Raw genomic sequence first — 14,204 nt, forward strand, 5'->3', positions numbered from 1 at the left:
AGGCTTCAAGCGTGCATGCAGCGCGCAGCCCCTATTCCAACCAAAAAGCCTTATCCGCTGTGGGAAAAAAGACCCGCTTTAACGGTCCAGCCCCTGCGTGCGGACCAGCCGGGCATACAGACCATCCTGCGCAATCAGCTCGTCATGCGTGCCATATTCCACCGCACGCCCTTCCCGCATAACCACGACCAGATCCGCCGAACGGATGGTGGACAACCGATGAGCGACAACAATGGTGGTGCGGGAATGGCGAAGAGTGCTCAGCGCTTCCTGCACGGCAGCCTCGTTCTCGCTATCCAGTGCGCTGGTGGCTTCATCCAGCAACAGCAGGCGCGGATTCCGCAGCAGAGCGCGAGCAAGCGCCACGCGCTGCCGCTGGCCGCCGGACAGACGCTGGCCACCGGGGCCAACCACCGTGTCATACCCATCCGGCAGCGCCAGAATAAACGGCTCTGCCGCAGCGGCTCGGGCGGCTTCCCGCACGGCCTCATCGGACGCATCTTCCTGCCCGATCAGAATATTATCGCGGATGGAGAGGTCGAACAGCAGCGGGTCCTGACTGACGTAGGCAATGGCATGCCGCAGACTGGAAAGCGTGAGATCCCGCAAATCCACCCCGTCCAGCCTGATCCGGCCAGACGTCACATCATGCAGACGCGGCACCAGAGAAAGCGCCGTAGACTTCCCTGCACCAGACGGGCCAACAAGAGCGACGGTAAAGCCGGGAGCCGCTTCCAGACTCAACCCGTCCAGTCCCACGCGCCCGTCCGGGTAGATAAAGCCGACATCTTCAAACGCCAGATGCCCCTGCCCCGGCGGCAGCGTAATGGCCCCGGCCCGTTCCAGCACAGCCGGTTTTTCATCAATCACATCAAACACACGTACAAGGCCTGCCAGACCTTCCTGCAAGGCTGCATTCAGCGCACCCAGCGCCCGCAGTGGTCGTGCCGCCAACAGCAGAGCCGCGACAAAGCCGGAGAAGTCCCCCAGCGTCGCGCCGCCCATTGCTGCGCGCCAGCCTGCAAAACCCAGCACAGCCGCCACGGCAGAACCACCCAGCGCCTCCAACAGAGGGTCCACACGGGCACGGCCACGGGTAATACGCAGCATCGCGCTGTAAAGATGGTCAAAGGACAGAGCGGCCCGTGCGCTCTCTTTCTGCTCCATGCCGTACACGCGAACGGTGCGGGCCTGAGAGAAGCTTTCCGTCAGGAAGGCTGCCGTCTCGCCGATTCTCTCCTGCATCCCACCGGATGCCCGGCGCACACGCTTGCCGAGCTTTTGAATTGGCACAGCGGCAATGGGGTACAGCAGACCGGCAATCAGGCTCAGTTCCCAGTCCATGTAGAACATGGAGGCAATCAGCCCGACCACTGTCACCACATCACCCAGAGAATTGACGGCGCGGATCATCGCCTCGCGGATGGACACCGCATCTGTCGTAAAGCGAGCGGCCAGTTTGGCGGGTGGTTCCCGCTCAATGCGGGTCACGTCAGTTTGCACCAGATGGTCAAACATCTCGCCCTGTAGGCCACGAATCACCACCAGCACCAGCCCCTGCGCTGCCAGTGTCTGCGCATATTGCGAGGCCGCCTTGGAAATGGTGATGAGCACCACCAGCAACGGCACCTGATACAGAATGCGGGAATCATGCGTGGCAAACATGTCCAGCGCCCGCTGAATGACCAGCGGATACAGAGCCGTCAGAGCGGCGGTCAGCACCGTCAGTCCAATCACCGCAGTAATACGCGCAGGATGTTGACGCACCTGCTCCCGCCAGAGGCGTTGCAGCAGAACGCGTGAGTCATCGGGCAGCAGGGAACGGCGGCGGGCAGCAGCCGCAGCATCAGGCTTTACAGAAGTCATGCGAGACCTCTACCAGCCTCATGCCTCGCTATGCAAAGGGGCACCCTAGCTTTGGGATTTTAAAACCTTTTTCAGGAAGGCCAGACAGGCCTCGCGCGGCGGCGTGCATCCCTCCGCCAGCCACCATACCCGCACCTGTTCCAGCACCGCACCAACCTGCGGCCCCGGCGGGTGGCCTGCGGCCAGAACATCACGCCCGGCCAAGGGAAAAACTGGCGGAGACATGGCAGAGAGCGTGCTTCTCAGAGCAAGCCAGTCATCCTGATCTGCGCCGCCTGCCCCCTCCGCCTGCCGCAACCATGTCCGCCCCAGCAGTACCTCCGGTGCGTCCTTCACCAGCAAGCGGCGCAAATCGGCCTCCGTCATGCCGGATTCCGGCACAGGACCATCAGACATGCCAATCAAAAACGCGCCCTCCGCCTTTGAGAGTTTCAAACGACGCGCCAGTCCGGCCTTATCTTCCGGGGCCAGAGCCGCCAGACGCAGGACCGCATCGGCAGGGGCACCAACCTCCACCAACCGCACCAGCCGCGCACACGCAACGCCTTCCGGGAACAGCACCGCCAGCACGCCGGCCTGATCCATGAGCGTCAGCACGTCCGGCACATTCGGGCCGGTCAGAATCCGTTTAAGTTCGGACCAGATTCGCTCAACAGAAAGCCCGCGTAATAAAGCCGTATGCTTCGTAATGGCCTGCATGACCTCCGGGTCTGGCTGGCTGCCACCATACCGCGCCTGAAAACGGAAAAAGCGGAGAATCCGGAGGGCATCTTCCTCAATGCGGGTCGCGGCCTCCCCCACAAAGCGCACCCGGCCCTGCGCTAAGTCGTCCCGGCCGCCAAAATAATCATGCAGAACGCCATCCCGCCCGCGCGACATGGCATTGATGGTAAAATCGCGTCGGGCAGCATCTTCCTGCCAATCCGAAGTCCACGCAACGACAGCATGCCGCCCGTCCGTCTCCACGTCACGCCGCAGGGTGGTGATTTCATACGGGGCTGCGTCAATCACCGCCGTCACCGTCCCATGCGCCAGACCAGTTGGCACGACCTTGATCCCGGCCTTTTTCAGCGTTGCCAGCACCTGCTCCGGCGGCTCCGGGGTTGCCATATCAATATCGGCAACGGCGCGGCCCACCAGCAGATCCCGCACCACTCCGCCCACCAGACGCGCTTCCGGCAACACCTGCCAGATTTGCCCCAGAGCGTGCGTTTGCTGCGGGGAAAGGCGCGTTTCCGTGGCTTGCAGTCCGATGGTCATATGTCGGAATTTTCGGCAGGCATCCGGGCCAGCGGGAAGAAGCAGTCACAACTCCACACCCCCATGCACGGCACGCCCTGACACATGCCGGGCTCGGCTAAGGCCGCCAGTTCATACCAGACAGGGCGGGACAGCCGCGCTTCTATCGGAAACTGGCCTTCTCCTGCCCGTACAAGCAGATAGGGCGGGCAGCCGCCATCGCCACAGGCCTCACTCGGCACATTCCAGATGGCCCGAATCGGATGCTCCCGGCTGGCGACCACGGGTTCATCCACATTGGTACGAAAGCAGAGCTTCTGCATCCGGCCGCAGCCTTTCCAGTCCAGTTCTACGGCCAGAAAGGGCACGTCCTCGACGTCAATATAGCCCGTCTCAAACGGGGAGCGCAGCAGATACCCGCCGGCCTCATCCCGCGTCAGCAAGGAGCCGAACAGACAGACCATTTCCTTCCGCTTGATGGGAGACCCGCGATAAAGCCAGACGCCATCACGACGAATAAGAAACGGCAGCTTCCCCGGCGCCTCGCCCGTTGCGGCTTTTTCCGTGCAGGCGGTGTGGCGGGACACCGCATTCTTCTGGGTTTGGCCTTCAGCATTCACCGGTGGATCATCCTGTTCGTGACTGTTTCACTGCTTAGGGCATGATATAGGGATGATACCCCGCTTGATGTAAGCCCTGTATCTGTCAGACTGGACCCATGACCTCATCAGACACATCGCCCCTCGCCAGCCAGCCTGCCACCATGCCCGACGTGCGTGAAGCGGATATGATCTGTGAACGCCTCCAGCGTGCCCGGCAGGAAACGTCCCGTATCATCTTTGGTCAGGACAAAGTGATCAGCCAGACGCTGACCGCCATTCTGGCCGGTGGCCACGCGCTGCTGGTGGGCGCACCCGGTCTGGGCAAAACATTGCTGGTAACAACGCTTGGCGCCGTTCTGGGGCTGGACGCCCGCCGCGTGCAGTTTACGCCGGACCTGATGCCGTCTGACATTACCGGCAGCGAAATTCTGGATGAGGACGCCTCCGGCCGCCGCAGCTTCCGCTTTGTGCCCGGCCCTGTGTTCTGCCAGTTGCTGATGGCGGATGAAATCAACCGTGCCAGCCCGCGCACCCAGTCTGCCCTGTTGCAGGCCATGCAGGAACGCCGCGTGGCCATTGCCGGGGCCGAACATCCGCTGCCCCGCCCCTTCCATGTGCTCGCTACCCAGAATCCACTGGAGCAGGAAGGCACATATCCGCTGCCGGAAGCCCAGCTTGACCGCTTCATGCTGCAAATTCCACTAACTTTCCCCGATGAGCAGGCCGAACGCACCATGCTGCTCGCCACCACCGGCACGCAGGATGCACAGGCCCAGCCGATTATGGACACCGCCGGACTGATGGACGCACAGGCTCTGGTCCGCCGCCTGCCGGTGGGTGAAAAAATTGTGGATGCCATTCTGGCTCTGGTCCGCTCAGCCCGCCCGGAGACCTCACCGGATGAAACCCTCCGCAGCCAGATTGCCTGGGGCCCCGGCCCGCGTGCTGCACAGGCGCTGATGCTGGCCACCCGCGCCCGCGCCCTGCTGGATGGGCGACTCTCCCCCAGTCTGGATGACGTGATTGCCCTTGCCCGCCCCGTGCTGGCGCACCGTATGGCGCTGACCTTTGCCGCCCGGGCAGACGGCGTGCAGCTGGACGATGTGCTGACGCGGCTTGTCAACCGGCTGGGCTAACCCTTTGGCCCGGTCTGCTTTTTCTCCATCCAGCCTGTTCCGCCGCCTGTTCGCTCAGGGCGCGCCGTCCGATGTGCGCCCCTCCGCACGCCGTGGAGCGAATGGCAGCGCGGCTGACTCCTCTGGCGGTCTGTTTGGAGCCTTGCGCCCCAGAACCGGGCAGCCTGTTTCCTCCCCGAGTCTGGCAACAAACAGCACCAACACGGCCTCCGCTCTGGCGACACGTCTGCCGGGCCTGGTCTTGCAGGCCGACCATATTGCCGCAACCCTGTTTGCCGGGCAGCACGGCCAGCGGCGCTCCGGCGGCGGAGAAACCTTCTGGCAATACCGGCAGGCTTTGCCCGGCGAGCCTGCCAGCCATATCGACTGGCGGCAGTCCGCCCGCAGCACACATGCCTATGTGCGTGAGACAGAAGCCGAATCCGCCCAGACCGTTTTTATCTGGTGTGATCTGTCCCCCTCCATGGCGTGGCGCTCCAGCCCGTCCCTGCCGGAAAAGCAGGACAGCGCCATTCTGATTGCCCTCGCAACCGCCGCCCTCCTGCTGCGGAACGGGGAACGTGTTCAACTCCTCACCCCCACCGGCCCGGCTATTCTGCCCCCCGGTGGCAGCCCGCTGGAACGACTGGCCTTAGGGCTGGCCCAGCTTGCCAGCACACCGGAGGCCAAGCGTCCGGCACTCCCGCCCTCCGCTGTGCTGCCACGCTATGCACAACTGCTGGTTGTCAGTGATTTTCTCTGTGCGGAGGACGCCTTTCAAACCTGCCTGCATCATCTGGCCGGTCGACCCGTTCGCACTCATCTGGTGCAGGTGACAGACCCGGCGGAACGTACCCTGCCGTATCAGGGCCGCGTGCGGTTTGAAGGACTGGAAGGCGAGCCGGAAATCGACCTGCCCAACGTGCAAAGCCTGCAACAGGACTACAGGCATCTGATCGAAGCCCGGAACGCGCAGCTTGCCACACTTGCCACTCGGTACGGGCATGACCTTGTTCTGCACAGCACGGAAGCGCCGCCTATGCCCACGCTGCTGGCGCTCCATGCTCTTCTGTCTGGCCAGTCCGGGGTGCGCTCATGATTTTTCTCGCCCCGCTGGCCCTGCTTGGCCTGCTGACACTCCCGGTCGTCTGGTGGTTGCTCCGCGCCACGCCGCCCACACCGCGTGCCCAGATTTTCCCCGCAGTCGCCCTGCTGCGCACTTTGCGCCCGCATGAGAATGACGCCGTTCGCTCCCCCTTGTGGTTTCTGCTGGTCCGGCTTGCCGCTGTGGCCTGTCTGGTTCTCGGGCTGGCTCAGCCGGTGCTGCCGGGAGACCGCCTGCCCAGCACCGGTCATGGTCCGCTGCTGCTGGTCATGGATGACGGCCTGTTTTCCGCCTCAGACTGGGGGCGGCGCATTGCCACAGCGCAAGGGCTGGTGGATGACGCCGACCACGCCGGTCGCACCATTCTGTTTGWCCGCACCGCTCCCGCCGCCGACGGCCACGAAATCCAGCCCCCCGCCCCCCGCGCCGCTGTCGCTGTGCGGCAGGAACTGGACAGCATGCGCCCGGCCCCCTGGCGCACAGACCGCGCTGCCGTAGCGCATGCGCTGAGCAAACTGCCTCATGCCGATGGCAGCGTGCTCTATCTGGCAGATGGCGTCGCCTCCCCGGGGGATGACACTTTTGCCCGCGCCCTGCGCGCTTTTGGCCCGGTGCAGGAAATCCATTTCCCGGATGCCTCTGTTCTGGCTCTTGCCCCGGCGGCTGAACGCAACAGCACCCAGATGGCGCACCTTCTGGCTCTGCCTCAACCCGCTCCACGCTCCCTGTCCGTGCGTGTGCATGCGCAGGATGGCGGTACACTGGCGGTCCTGCCGCTGGTTCTGCCTGCCGGCGCCTCGCAGATAGATGTGCCCGTCACGCTGCCGACAGCCGTGCGCAACCGGATTGACCAGCTTTCTCTGGCTGGTCAGGCCAGTGCTGCAACCACGCTCCTATTTGATGAAGGCGACCGCCTGCGCCCTGTGGGGCTGATGACCTCCGGCGCAGCGGATACCCCGCTCATCGGCCCTCTGTTCTATCTGCGCCGCGCCCTTGCCCCCACGGCCGATCTGCATGAGGGAACACCGGCCACTCTGCTGGCCCAGCCGCTCTCCGTCATCATTGCGCCGGATGGCACGCTGGCAAACCCGGCCATCCGCCAGAAGGTGAAGGACTGGGTGAAAAATGGCGGCACACTGATCCGCTTTGCTGGTCCCGCTCTGGCAGGCGCACAACATGGTGCAAACGCAGATGGGGCTGAAGCTGCCCCTGAGGCCCCCGCGGGAGACGATATAGACACACCGGGAACCCGCTCCGCAACGGGCACTCCTTCAGCAGACCCAACGGCTGACCTGCTACCCGTCGCTTTGCTGGACGGCTCCCGCCAGCTCGGTGGCACCATGACGTGGGGCGCACCGCAAAAGCTGGCCCCGTTTGATGCCACCTCTCCGTTCCACGGGCTGGATATTCCGGCAGACGTCACCATTTCCCGGCAGGTTCTGGCGAGCCCTGTGGCGGACCTCGCCGCCCATAGCTGGGCACGGCTGGCCGATGGCACGCCACTGGTGACGCATGCGGCTCTGGGCAAGGGCGACATTATCCTCTTCCATGTCAGCAGCACGGCGGACTGGTCCAACCTGCCGCTCTCCGGCCTGTTTGTCTCCATGCTGCAAAGACTGACCGACCACGCCAATGGCGTAACCATTCCGGCAGATGACACGCTTCTGGCCCCGGTTCTCACACTGGATGGAGACGGCGTACTCGGGCCACCACCACCCGCCGCCCGCGGCCTGAAAGCGAGCGATTTCGCCCGCACAGCCGTCTCTCCAGCCCATCCGCCCGGCTTGTACGGTCCGCGCGCCGCCCGCCGTGCGCTGAATGCCAGCAGCCAGACCACAGCACTTGCCCCCGCAACGCCGGTTGGCACCGTTACCAGCCCCGGCGGACGCAGGCCGGATACGGCACTGGCTCCGGTCTTCCTGTGTGCCGCAGCAGTCTTGCTTCTGCTGGATGGCCTGCTGGTTCTGGCCATGCGTGCGGGGCTTTCTTTGGGCTCCATGACAAAGCACGGCGCGGGCAAACAGGGCCTGTCTCTACTGCTGGCCGGTGCACTGACGCTCCCCGCTCTCGCCTCTGCACAAAGCGCGCCTTCCGGGCATACTCCAACAGCCTCCGTCGGGGCCTCCGCGGGAGCCACTGGAACGGATGCCGGAACAGCGTCCAGTTCCACGTCGGCATCGGCATCGGCATCGGCATCAGCTTCCGGTTCCGGCTCCGGCTCCGGAGACACTGGCGCACCAGCTTCGTCTCCGCCTCCTTCAGCCCCAGCCCCCTCCGGCCCAACGCCTGTCCCCGGAGCGGCGCTCGAAACACGGCTGGCCTATGTCATCACCGGGCATGACGATATTGATACCGTCTCTCGTCAGGGACTTCAGGGCTTGTCGGACTATACCAACGCCCGCACCTCCGCCATGCTAGGCCACCCGGACGGGGTCAGGCCGGGGCAGGATGATCTGAGCTATTACCCGCTGCTCTACTGGCCCATCACGCCGGACGCCGCCCCCACTCCTGCCATGACCGCCGCCCTCACCGCCTTCATGGCCCATGGCGGCATTGTGCTGATTGATACGCAGGGGCAGGATTCCGGCAGTCAGGCCAAGGCCTCCGGCCCTTATGCGGGTGATGCTCCCGGCACGCGCTCGGCACTGCGCCGTGTCACGGCTGGCCTGCCCATTCCGCCGCTCATGACCATGACGGACCATCATCTGCTGGCCCATACCTTTTATATGCTGCACGAATTTCCCGGTCGTTACGCGGAACAGCCCGTCTGGGTCGCGCGGGAAGGAGAAGCCGAGAATGATGATGTCAGCCCGGTGATTATCGGCTCCGCAGACTGGGCGCACGCCTGGGCGGTGGATGAAAGCGGCAATACCCCCTTCGCCGTCCTGCCTGATGGTGCGGACCAGCGTCAGCTAGCGTATCGCTTTGGCGTCAACACCATCATTTATGCGCTGACAGGCAACTACAAAGCCGATCAGGTGCATGTGCCCATGTTGCTCAAGCGGCTGGGAGAATAAGCACCATGCCTCAGTCTCTCGCCCGCTCTCTTGGTTTTGCTCCGCTGGTGCCGCTCTGGGTGCTGGTAACACTTGGCATTCTTGCTGTTGTTCTGTGCGGCTATGCGCTCTTCCGCCGCACTAAGGGGGCCTTCTTCCGGCTGGCGGCCCTGCTTTCCGTTCTGGTGTGGCTGGCCGGGCCGCAGCGCCTGCATGAAAGCTGGCATGTGCTGCCGGAAACGGCGTTGCTGCTGGTGGATCAGTCGCCCTCCATGTCCGTCGGGCAAAGGGCCTCCATCGCCCGGCAGGCGGCCAGCACGCTGGCGCAGGCCCATACGGATGGGCTGAACCTGCGCACTGTCACCGTTCGCAATTCCGGCCATAACGGCACTCGCCTCTTTGATGCGCTGGAGCAGGCCGCTGCCGATGTTCCGCCGGACCAGCTGGCCGGCGCGGTGATGATTACGGATGGTCAGGTGGTCGATATCCCGGCCAGCGTACCGGACCGCCTGCGCCCCACCACGCCAGACGGCAAACGGCTCACCCTGCCCCTGCATGTCCTGCTGCCAGCCAAGGGCGAGGAGACCGACCGGCAACTCCGCATTCTGCAAGCCCCGCCCTATGCCATTGTCGGCCAGCCCGCCAAACTGCGCGTGCAGGTGGATGATGCCGGGCCAGGCACCACGCCCGGCGCACAGGCAGACGTCACCCTGCGGGTGAATGGGGAGGATCCGGTTGTCATTCCCGTGCGCACAGGCTCCCCGCAGGACATTTCCCTGCCCGTGCCGCATCCGGGCCAGATGCTGGTCAGCCTGTCCGTGGCCCCGTTGGAAGGCGAGGTCTCACAGCTCAACAACCAGTCCGTCACCCACATTACCGGTATCCGGGACCGGCTGCGCGTTCTGCTGATTTCCGGCACACCCAATCAGGGTGAGCGCGTCTGGCGGCGTTTGCTGAAGGCTGATCCGTCGGTTGATCTGATTCACTTCACCATTCTGCGTCCGCCGGACAAGGATGATGGCACCCCGCTGTCTGATCTGGCGCTGATCGCCTTCCCCGTGCGGGAGCTGTTTCAGGACAAGATCGACCAGTTTGATCTGATTATTCTGGACGGGTTTGAGAACAGAAACATTCTGCCGCACGCCTATCTGAACAACATCGCCAACTTTGTGCGCAAAGGGGGCGGGCTGTTGCTGACGGGGGGCCCGGAATTTGTCGGCCCCGGCACGCTGCAGGATACCCCTGTGGGCGACATCCTGCCCGCGCATGTGCCCTCTGAGGGTGGCATGGTCGAACAGCGTTTCCGTCCGAAGCTGACCGCCGAAGGCCGTCGCCATCCGGTCACGGCTGCCCTGCCCGGTGCGCCGCCACAGAACAGTGCAGCAGACACCGCCCAGACCATCCCCGGCCAGTGGGGCCCGTGGTATCGCGCCCTCAAGCCCGATTCCACACATGGCCAGACGCTGATGAGCGGGCCGGATAATGCCCCGCTTCTGGTGCTGGACCATGTGGATCAGGGCCGCGTCGCCCTCCTGCTGTCTGACCAGATCTGGCTGTGGTCGCGTGGTGAAGGTGGCGGCGGCCCGCAGGCCGAGCTGCTGCGCCGGATCTCGCACTGGCTGATGAAAGAGCCGGAGCTGGAAGAAGAGCAGTTGACGGCCGCGATTGCTGGCGGAGAACTGACTGTAACCCGTCGCAGCACAGCAGATGCCACGCAAAAAAGTGTGACCGTCACCCCGCCCGGCAGCCCAGCCATCAGTCTGGCGTTAAAGCCGCCAGCGGAAGACGCCGGGAATAAGGAAGACGCAGCCGGCCTCAGCGTGGGCCGCATGCAGGCCGACAAGCCCGGCATCTGGCAAGTGGATGACGGCACACACAAAGCCTTTGCCGCGCCGGTGCAGCCAGACCCGCAGGAATTTGCAGACCTCCGGGCGACGGCCACCCGGATAAGCTCTGTCGTTTCAGCCTCTGGTGGCGGCATGTTCTGGACGGGGGATAACAGTGCCTCCCCCCGCGTTCCGTCCCTGCGGCTGGCAGACGGCAGCACCCTGCACGGAGCGGACTGGATAGGCTTCCCGCACCGGAACGCGCATGTTGTCACAGGTAAAAGTGCCACGCCCCTGCTGCCGGCATGGCTGATGCTGGGTCTGTCGCTCTGCCTGCTGTTTGCCGGCTGGTGGCGGGAAGGACGACGCTGAATACCGTTTTCCTTTCCGCCCGCACGCGGGTGTGATAAATAATGAAGTCAGGTTCCACCTATGGACAGATCATGACCCGTTTCTTCCGCTTTACTCCGGCTGCTCTCATGGTTGGTGGCAGTCTTCTTTTTGCCTGTGCGACGCCCGTCTGGGCCCAATCCGCCCGCGAGGCTGAGGCGCAGGCGGCGGCTGAAGAAGCTGCCCAGAAAGCGGAAGCCGCCAAGGCCATGAAGCGCGCCGCCCCTCCGGCCTCCATCCCGGGGGCTGAAGGCAATGATGATGAAGATGGTGACCGTACCAACGCGGATATGGAACCCACGGCAGCTCTGTTTGACGCCATCAACCGCGGCAGCCTGCTTTCAGCCAAGGAATCCGTAAACCGTGGTGCGGATCTGAACCATCGCAACATGCTGGGTCAGACGCCACTGGATATGGCGATTGACCTGAACCGCAACCCCATCATCTTCCTGCTGCTGTCCATGCGCGGCAATGATGACCGTCCGCGCACCGATATCGCGTCGCAAACCCGCGGCATGGATACCCAAAATGGCGCAGGCCATCTGACCATTGGCGGCACGGCTGGCCGACATAATGCTGAAGCCGCGACCAGCAGCCGTTATGATAGATCCGGCGGCGCTGCCCGCCCCGATATCGGTTTCCTTGGGTTTGGCGGCAGCTAAACCAATCAGGTCTAGCCACGAAAAAAGCCGCCCATAAGAGGCGGCTTTTTTTATACCATCGACCTGACGCAAACGGGGCGGAGCCTGACCTACCCCTGCCCCGTTGCTGCTCAGACAGAAATTACGTTGCTGGCCCCACGGCCAGACTGCACCAGACTTTCCTGCCGCAGCACATCCAGCGGCAGCCAAACGCCATCCCGCTCAAAGTGCCAGAAGGTCCAGCCATTGCAGGACGGCGCATTGGTCAGCATTGCGCCCATCTTGTGAATGGAGCCACGCTTGTCGCCGCTCACCAGTGTGCCATCGGGCGAAACCGTGGCCTGCACGCGCTGCTTCTTGTCAGCCAGAACGACACCGGCAGACAGAAGGCCCTGCTCAACCAGACTGCCAAACGGCACACGCGGCGCTTCGCGCTTGTCCTGCGTGGTCATCACAGCATCGTCAGACAGAGGTTCTTCCCGCGCCACACGACCCAGAGCAGCTTCCACATAATCAGGGTGACGCTCAATACCGATAAACCGACGGCGGAGACGCTTCGCCATAGCTGGCGTGGTACCCGTGCCGGTGAAGGGGTCCAGCACCACATCATCAACAGACGTTGAGGCCAGCAGAACACGATGCAGCAGGCTTTCCGGCTTCTGCGTCGGGTGCAGCTTCAGGCCATGTTCGTTGCGCAGGCGCTCATTGCCTGTGCACAGCGGCAGATACCAGTCGGAGCGCATCTGCACATCATCATTCAGGGCCTTCATGGCCTGATAGTTGAAGCGATACCGGCTGTCTTCGCTGCGGGCGGCCCAGATCATCGTCTCGTGCGCATTGGTAAAGCGACGGCCACGGAAGTTGGGCATCGGGTTGGACTTGCGCCACACGATGTCATTCAGAATCCAGAACCCCAGATCCTGCAGGATCGCGCCAATGCGGAAAATATTGTGGTAGGAGCCAATCACCCAGATGGTGCCGTCCTTATGCAGAACGCGGCGCGCTTCCGTCAGCCATGCGCGGGTAAAGCGGTCATACTCAGCCAGATCGGAAAACTTGTCCCAGTCATCATCCACGCCATCCACGAGGGAATCATCCGGGCGACGCAGCTCACCACGCAGCTGGAGGTTATACGGCGGGTCAGCAAACACGCAGTCCACAGAACCAGACGGCAGGCTGCGCATGGTTTCCACGCATTCGCCACGCAGAATCTGATCAAGAGGAAGTTCCATAGTGACTGATTTTGCGCCGCTCATGCCCGGCCCTCCATAGCAAGATGTTCAATTTGCCGGCGCACAGTGCCGAATGTTTTACGATGATGCGGGGTCACCCCCACGCTGCTCAGAGCCTCGCGGTGGACCACGGTGCCGTATCCGGCATTGCGCTCCCAGCCATAAGCAGGCCAGCGCACGTCAAGACGGGCCATGATGCGATCCCGCACCACTTTGGCCATGATGGATGCTGCGGCAATGGAAAGGCTGAGCCTGTCGCCCCCAACAATCGCTTCTGCACTGCACCCGAAAGACGGCAGCTTGTTTCCATCCACCAGCACATGGTCCGGCAGGCGGGGCAGACGCGCGACGGCGCGCTGCATGGCCAGATGGGCAGCGTGATGGATGTTGAGCGTATCAATTTCGGTAGCAGACGCGGCGCCCAGGCCAATTTCAATGCCGGGCACATCAGGCAGGCGGGCCGCAATGGCCTCACGCGCAGCAGGCTTCAGTTTTTTGGAATCATCAATAACGGCTGCAAGGTCATCCGGCACACCAGCGCCAAACACCACAGCGGCAGCCACCACGGGACCAGCCAGCGGGCCACGCCCGACTTCATCAACACCGGCGACGCGTCCGCCGTGTTGCTGCTCCCGTGTAAAATCCGGCATGGCCCCTCTTTCCACTCGTTTGGCAGGACTCGGTTAAAATAACCGAGTCGCACCAATTCCGACTCCGTGGAAAGAGGAGAATCACTTTTCACCGGAACGCGCAAGAGTCCCGGTGAAAATGTTTTGTCAGGACCGCTTGGAACGCGGGAACACCAGCCAGCCGAGCAGCACGCCCACGAAGGACACAATACCCAGTGAAAGCAAGGGTTTATCCCGCACGAAGGTCACGGCTTTTTCCACCACACCCTCGCCTTCTTCATACAGGTCAGCAAATTCCTGCTGTGCCATGCCGGAGAACTGATCGTACTTGCCTTCGGCCTGCAGACCCAGATCACCCGTCAGACCACCGGCTGCGTCTTTCACGCGGCCTTTGGCTTCATCAGCTGCGCCTTCGAGTTTCGTGCCGATGTTTTTGAGCTTATCGTCAGCCATAAACTTTCTCCTTTTTTAGACCGTTCCGTATTCAGAATGCCGGTCGCCATAAAATAGCGTTTGAGCACGGTCTTCTGTTGCATCAGACCGCAAAAACACGTCTCTGGCTA

Annotated in this window: 11 protein-coding genes; 5 read left to right on the forward strand and 6 right to left on the reverse strand. The window is 63.2% G+C overall.

Translation table 11 applies throughout. The features are described from left to right. Window positions 1–78 precede the first annotated feature (78 nt). From KP703_RS00210 to KP703_RS00220, 3 genes are read right to left on the reverse strand one after another with little or no spacing between them, the layout of a single operon-like run. On the reverse strand, window positions 79–1,866 hold the full coding sequence (locus tag KP703_RS00210) for an ABC transporter ATP-binding protein (RefSeq protein WP_215753447.1): 1,788 nt from the start codon (window positions 1,864–1,866) through the stop codon (window positions 79–81). A 45-nt stretch (window positions 1,867–1,911) separates the two neighbouring features. After that, on the reverse strand, window positions 1,912–3,126 hold the full coding sequence (locus tag KP703_RS00215) for a CCA tRNA nucleotidyltransferase (protein ID WP_215753448.1): 1,215 nt from the start codon (window positions 3,124–3,126) through the stop codon (window positions 1,912–1,914). After that, on the reverse strand, window positions 3,123–3,692 hold the full coding sequence (locus KP703_RS00220) for a DUF1285 domain-containing protein (protein WP_231866271.1): 570 nt from the start codon (window positions 3,690–3,692) through the stop codon (window positions 3,123–3,125). Before KP703_RS00220 ends, KP703_RS00215 begins: the two co-directional genes overlap by 4 nt. A 131-nt stretch (window positions 3,693–3,823) precedes the next feature. Here KP703_RS00220 and KP703_RS00225 point away from each other — a divergent pair, with 131 nt between their 5' ends. The 5 genes from KP703_RS00225 (at window position 3,824) to KP703_RS00245 (ending at window position 11,801) form a co-directional block, all read left to right on the forward strand. Then, complete coding sequence (locus tag KP703_RS00225) at window positions 3,824–4,843, forward strand: MoxR family ATPase (protein WP_215753449.1); 1,020 nt, start codon at window positions 3,824–3,826, stop codon at window positions 4,841–4,843. A gap of 4 nt (window positions 4,844–4,847) precedes the next feature. After that, window positions 4,848–5,921 (forward strand): DUF58 domain-containing protein, encoded by a 1,074-nt coding sequence (locus KP703_RS00230; RefSeq protein ID WP_252353716.1) that lies wholly within the window; start codon window positions 4,848–4,850, stop codon window positions 5,919–5,921. Then, the gene (locus tag KP703_RS00235; protein ID WP_215753450.1) at window positions 5,918–8,944 is read left to right on the forward strand and encodes a DUF4159 domain-containing protein; all 3,027 of its coding nucleotides are present in this window, start codon (window positions 5,918–5,920) and stop codon (window positions 8,942–8,944) included. The genes KP703_RS00230 and KP703_RS00235 overlap by 4 nt, the downstream gene beginning before the upstream one ends. 5 nt (window positions 8,945–8,949) lie before the next feature. Continuing rightward, window positions 8,950–11,121 (forward strand): VWA domain-containing protein, encoded by a 2,172-nt coding sequence (locus KP703_RS00240; RefSeq protein WP_215753451.1) that lies wholly within the window; start codon window positions 8,950–8,952, stop codon window positions 11,119–11,121. A gap of 71 nt (window positions 11,122–11,192) precedes the next feature. After that, window positions 11,193–11,801, forward strand: a complete 609-nt coding sequence (locus KP703_RS00245) for an ankyrin repeat domain-containing protein (protein ID WP_215753452.1) — start codon at window positions 11,193–11,195, stop codon at window positions 11,799–11,801. A gap of 110 nt (window positions 11,802–11,911) precedes the next feature. Here the strand turns inward: KP703_RS00245 and KP703_RS00250 are convergent, their stop codons facing one another. The 3 genes from KP703_RS00250 to KP703_RS00260 all read right to left on the reverse strand — a co-directional run bounded on the left by KP703_RS00250 (window position 11,912) and on the right by KP703_RS00260 (window position 14,094). Next, on the reverse strand, window positions 11,912–13,036 hold the full coding sequence (locus tag KP703_RS00250) for a site-specific DNA-methyltransferase (protein WP_062141814.1): 1,125 nt from the start codon (window positions 13,034–13,036) through the stop codon (window positions 11,912–11,914). Further along, entirely contained in the window at window positions 13,033–13,662 is a 630-nt protein-coding gene (locus KP703_RS00255) for a ribonuclease HII (protein WP_215753453.1), read from the reverse strand. The genes KP703_RS00250 and KP703_RS00255 overlap by 4 nt, the downstream gene beginning before the upstream one ends. A gap of 126 nt (window positions 13,663–13,788) precedes the next feature. Continuing rightward, window positions 13,789–14,094 (reverse strand): CsbD family protein, encoded by a 306-nt coding sequence (locus KP703_RS00260; protein WP_062141816.1) that lies wholly within the window; start codon window positions 14,092–14,094, stop codon window positions 13,789–13,791. Window positions 14,095–14,204 lie beyond the last annotated feature (110 nt).

The sequence above is a fragment of the Acetobacter sp. P5B1 genome, from assembly GCF_018811985.1.
Classification (GTDB): Bacteria; Pseudomonadota; Alphaproteobacteria; order Acetobacterales; family Acetobacteraceae; genus Acetobacter; species Acetobacter cerevisiae.

Excerpts from the sequence above, each read along its gene's own strand:
- KP703_RS00210 (WP_215753447.1), bottom strand. The coding sequence starts at position 1,866 with ATGACTTCTGTAAAGCCTGATGCTGCGGCTGCTGCCCGCCGCCGTTCC.
- KP703_RS00215 (WP_215753448.1), bottom strand. The coding sequence starts at position 3,126 with ATGACCATCGGACTGCAAGCCACGGAAACGCGCCTTTCCCCGCAGCAA.
- KP703_RS00225 (WP_215753449.1), top strand. The coding sequence starts at position 3,824 with ATGACCTCATCAGACACATCGCCCCTCGCCAGCCAGCCTGCCACCATG.
- KP703_RS00240 (WP_215753451.1), top strand. The coding sequence starts at position 8,950 with ATGCCTCAGTCTCTCGCCCGCTCTCTTGGTTTTGCTCCGCTGGTGCCG.
- KP703_RS00245 (WP_215753452.1), top strand. The coding sequence starts at position 11,193 with ATGACCCGTTTCTTCCGCTTTACTCCGGCTGCTCTCATGGTTGGTGGC.
- KP703_RS00250 (WP_062141814.1), bottom strand. The coding sequence starts at position 13,036 with ATGAGCGGCGCAAAATCAGTCACTATGGAACTTCCTCTTGATCAGATT.
- KP703_RS00255 (WP_215753453.1), bottom strand. The coding sequence starts at position 13,662 with ATGCCGGATTTTACACGGGAGCAGCAACACGGCGGACGCGTCGCCGGT.
- KP703_RS00260 (WP_062141816.1), bottom strand. The coding sequence starts at position 14,094 with ATGGCTGACGATAAGCTCAAAAACATCGGCACGAAACTCGAAGGCGCA.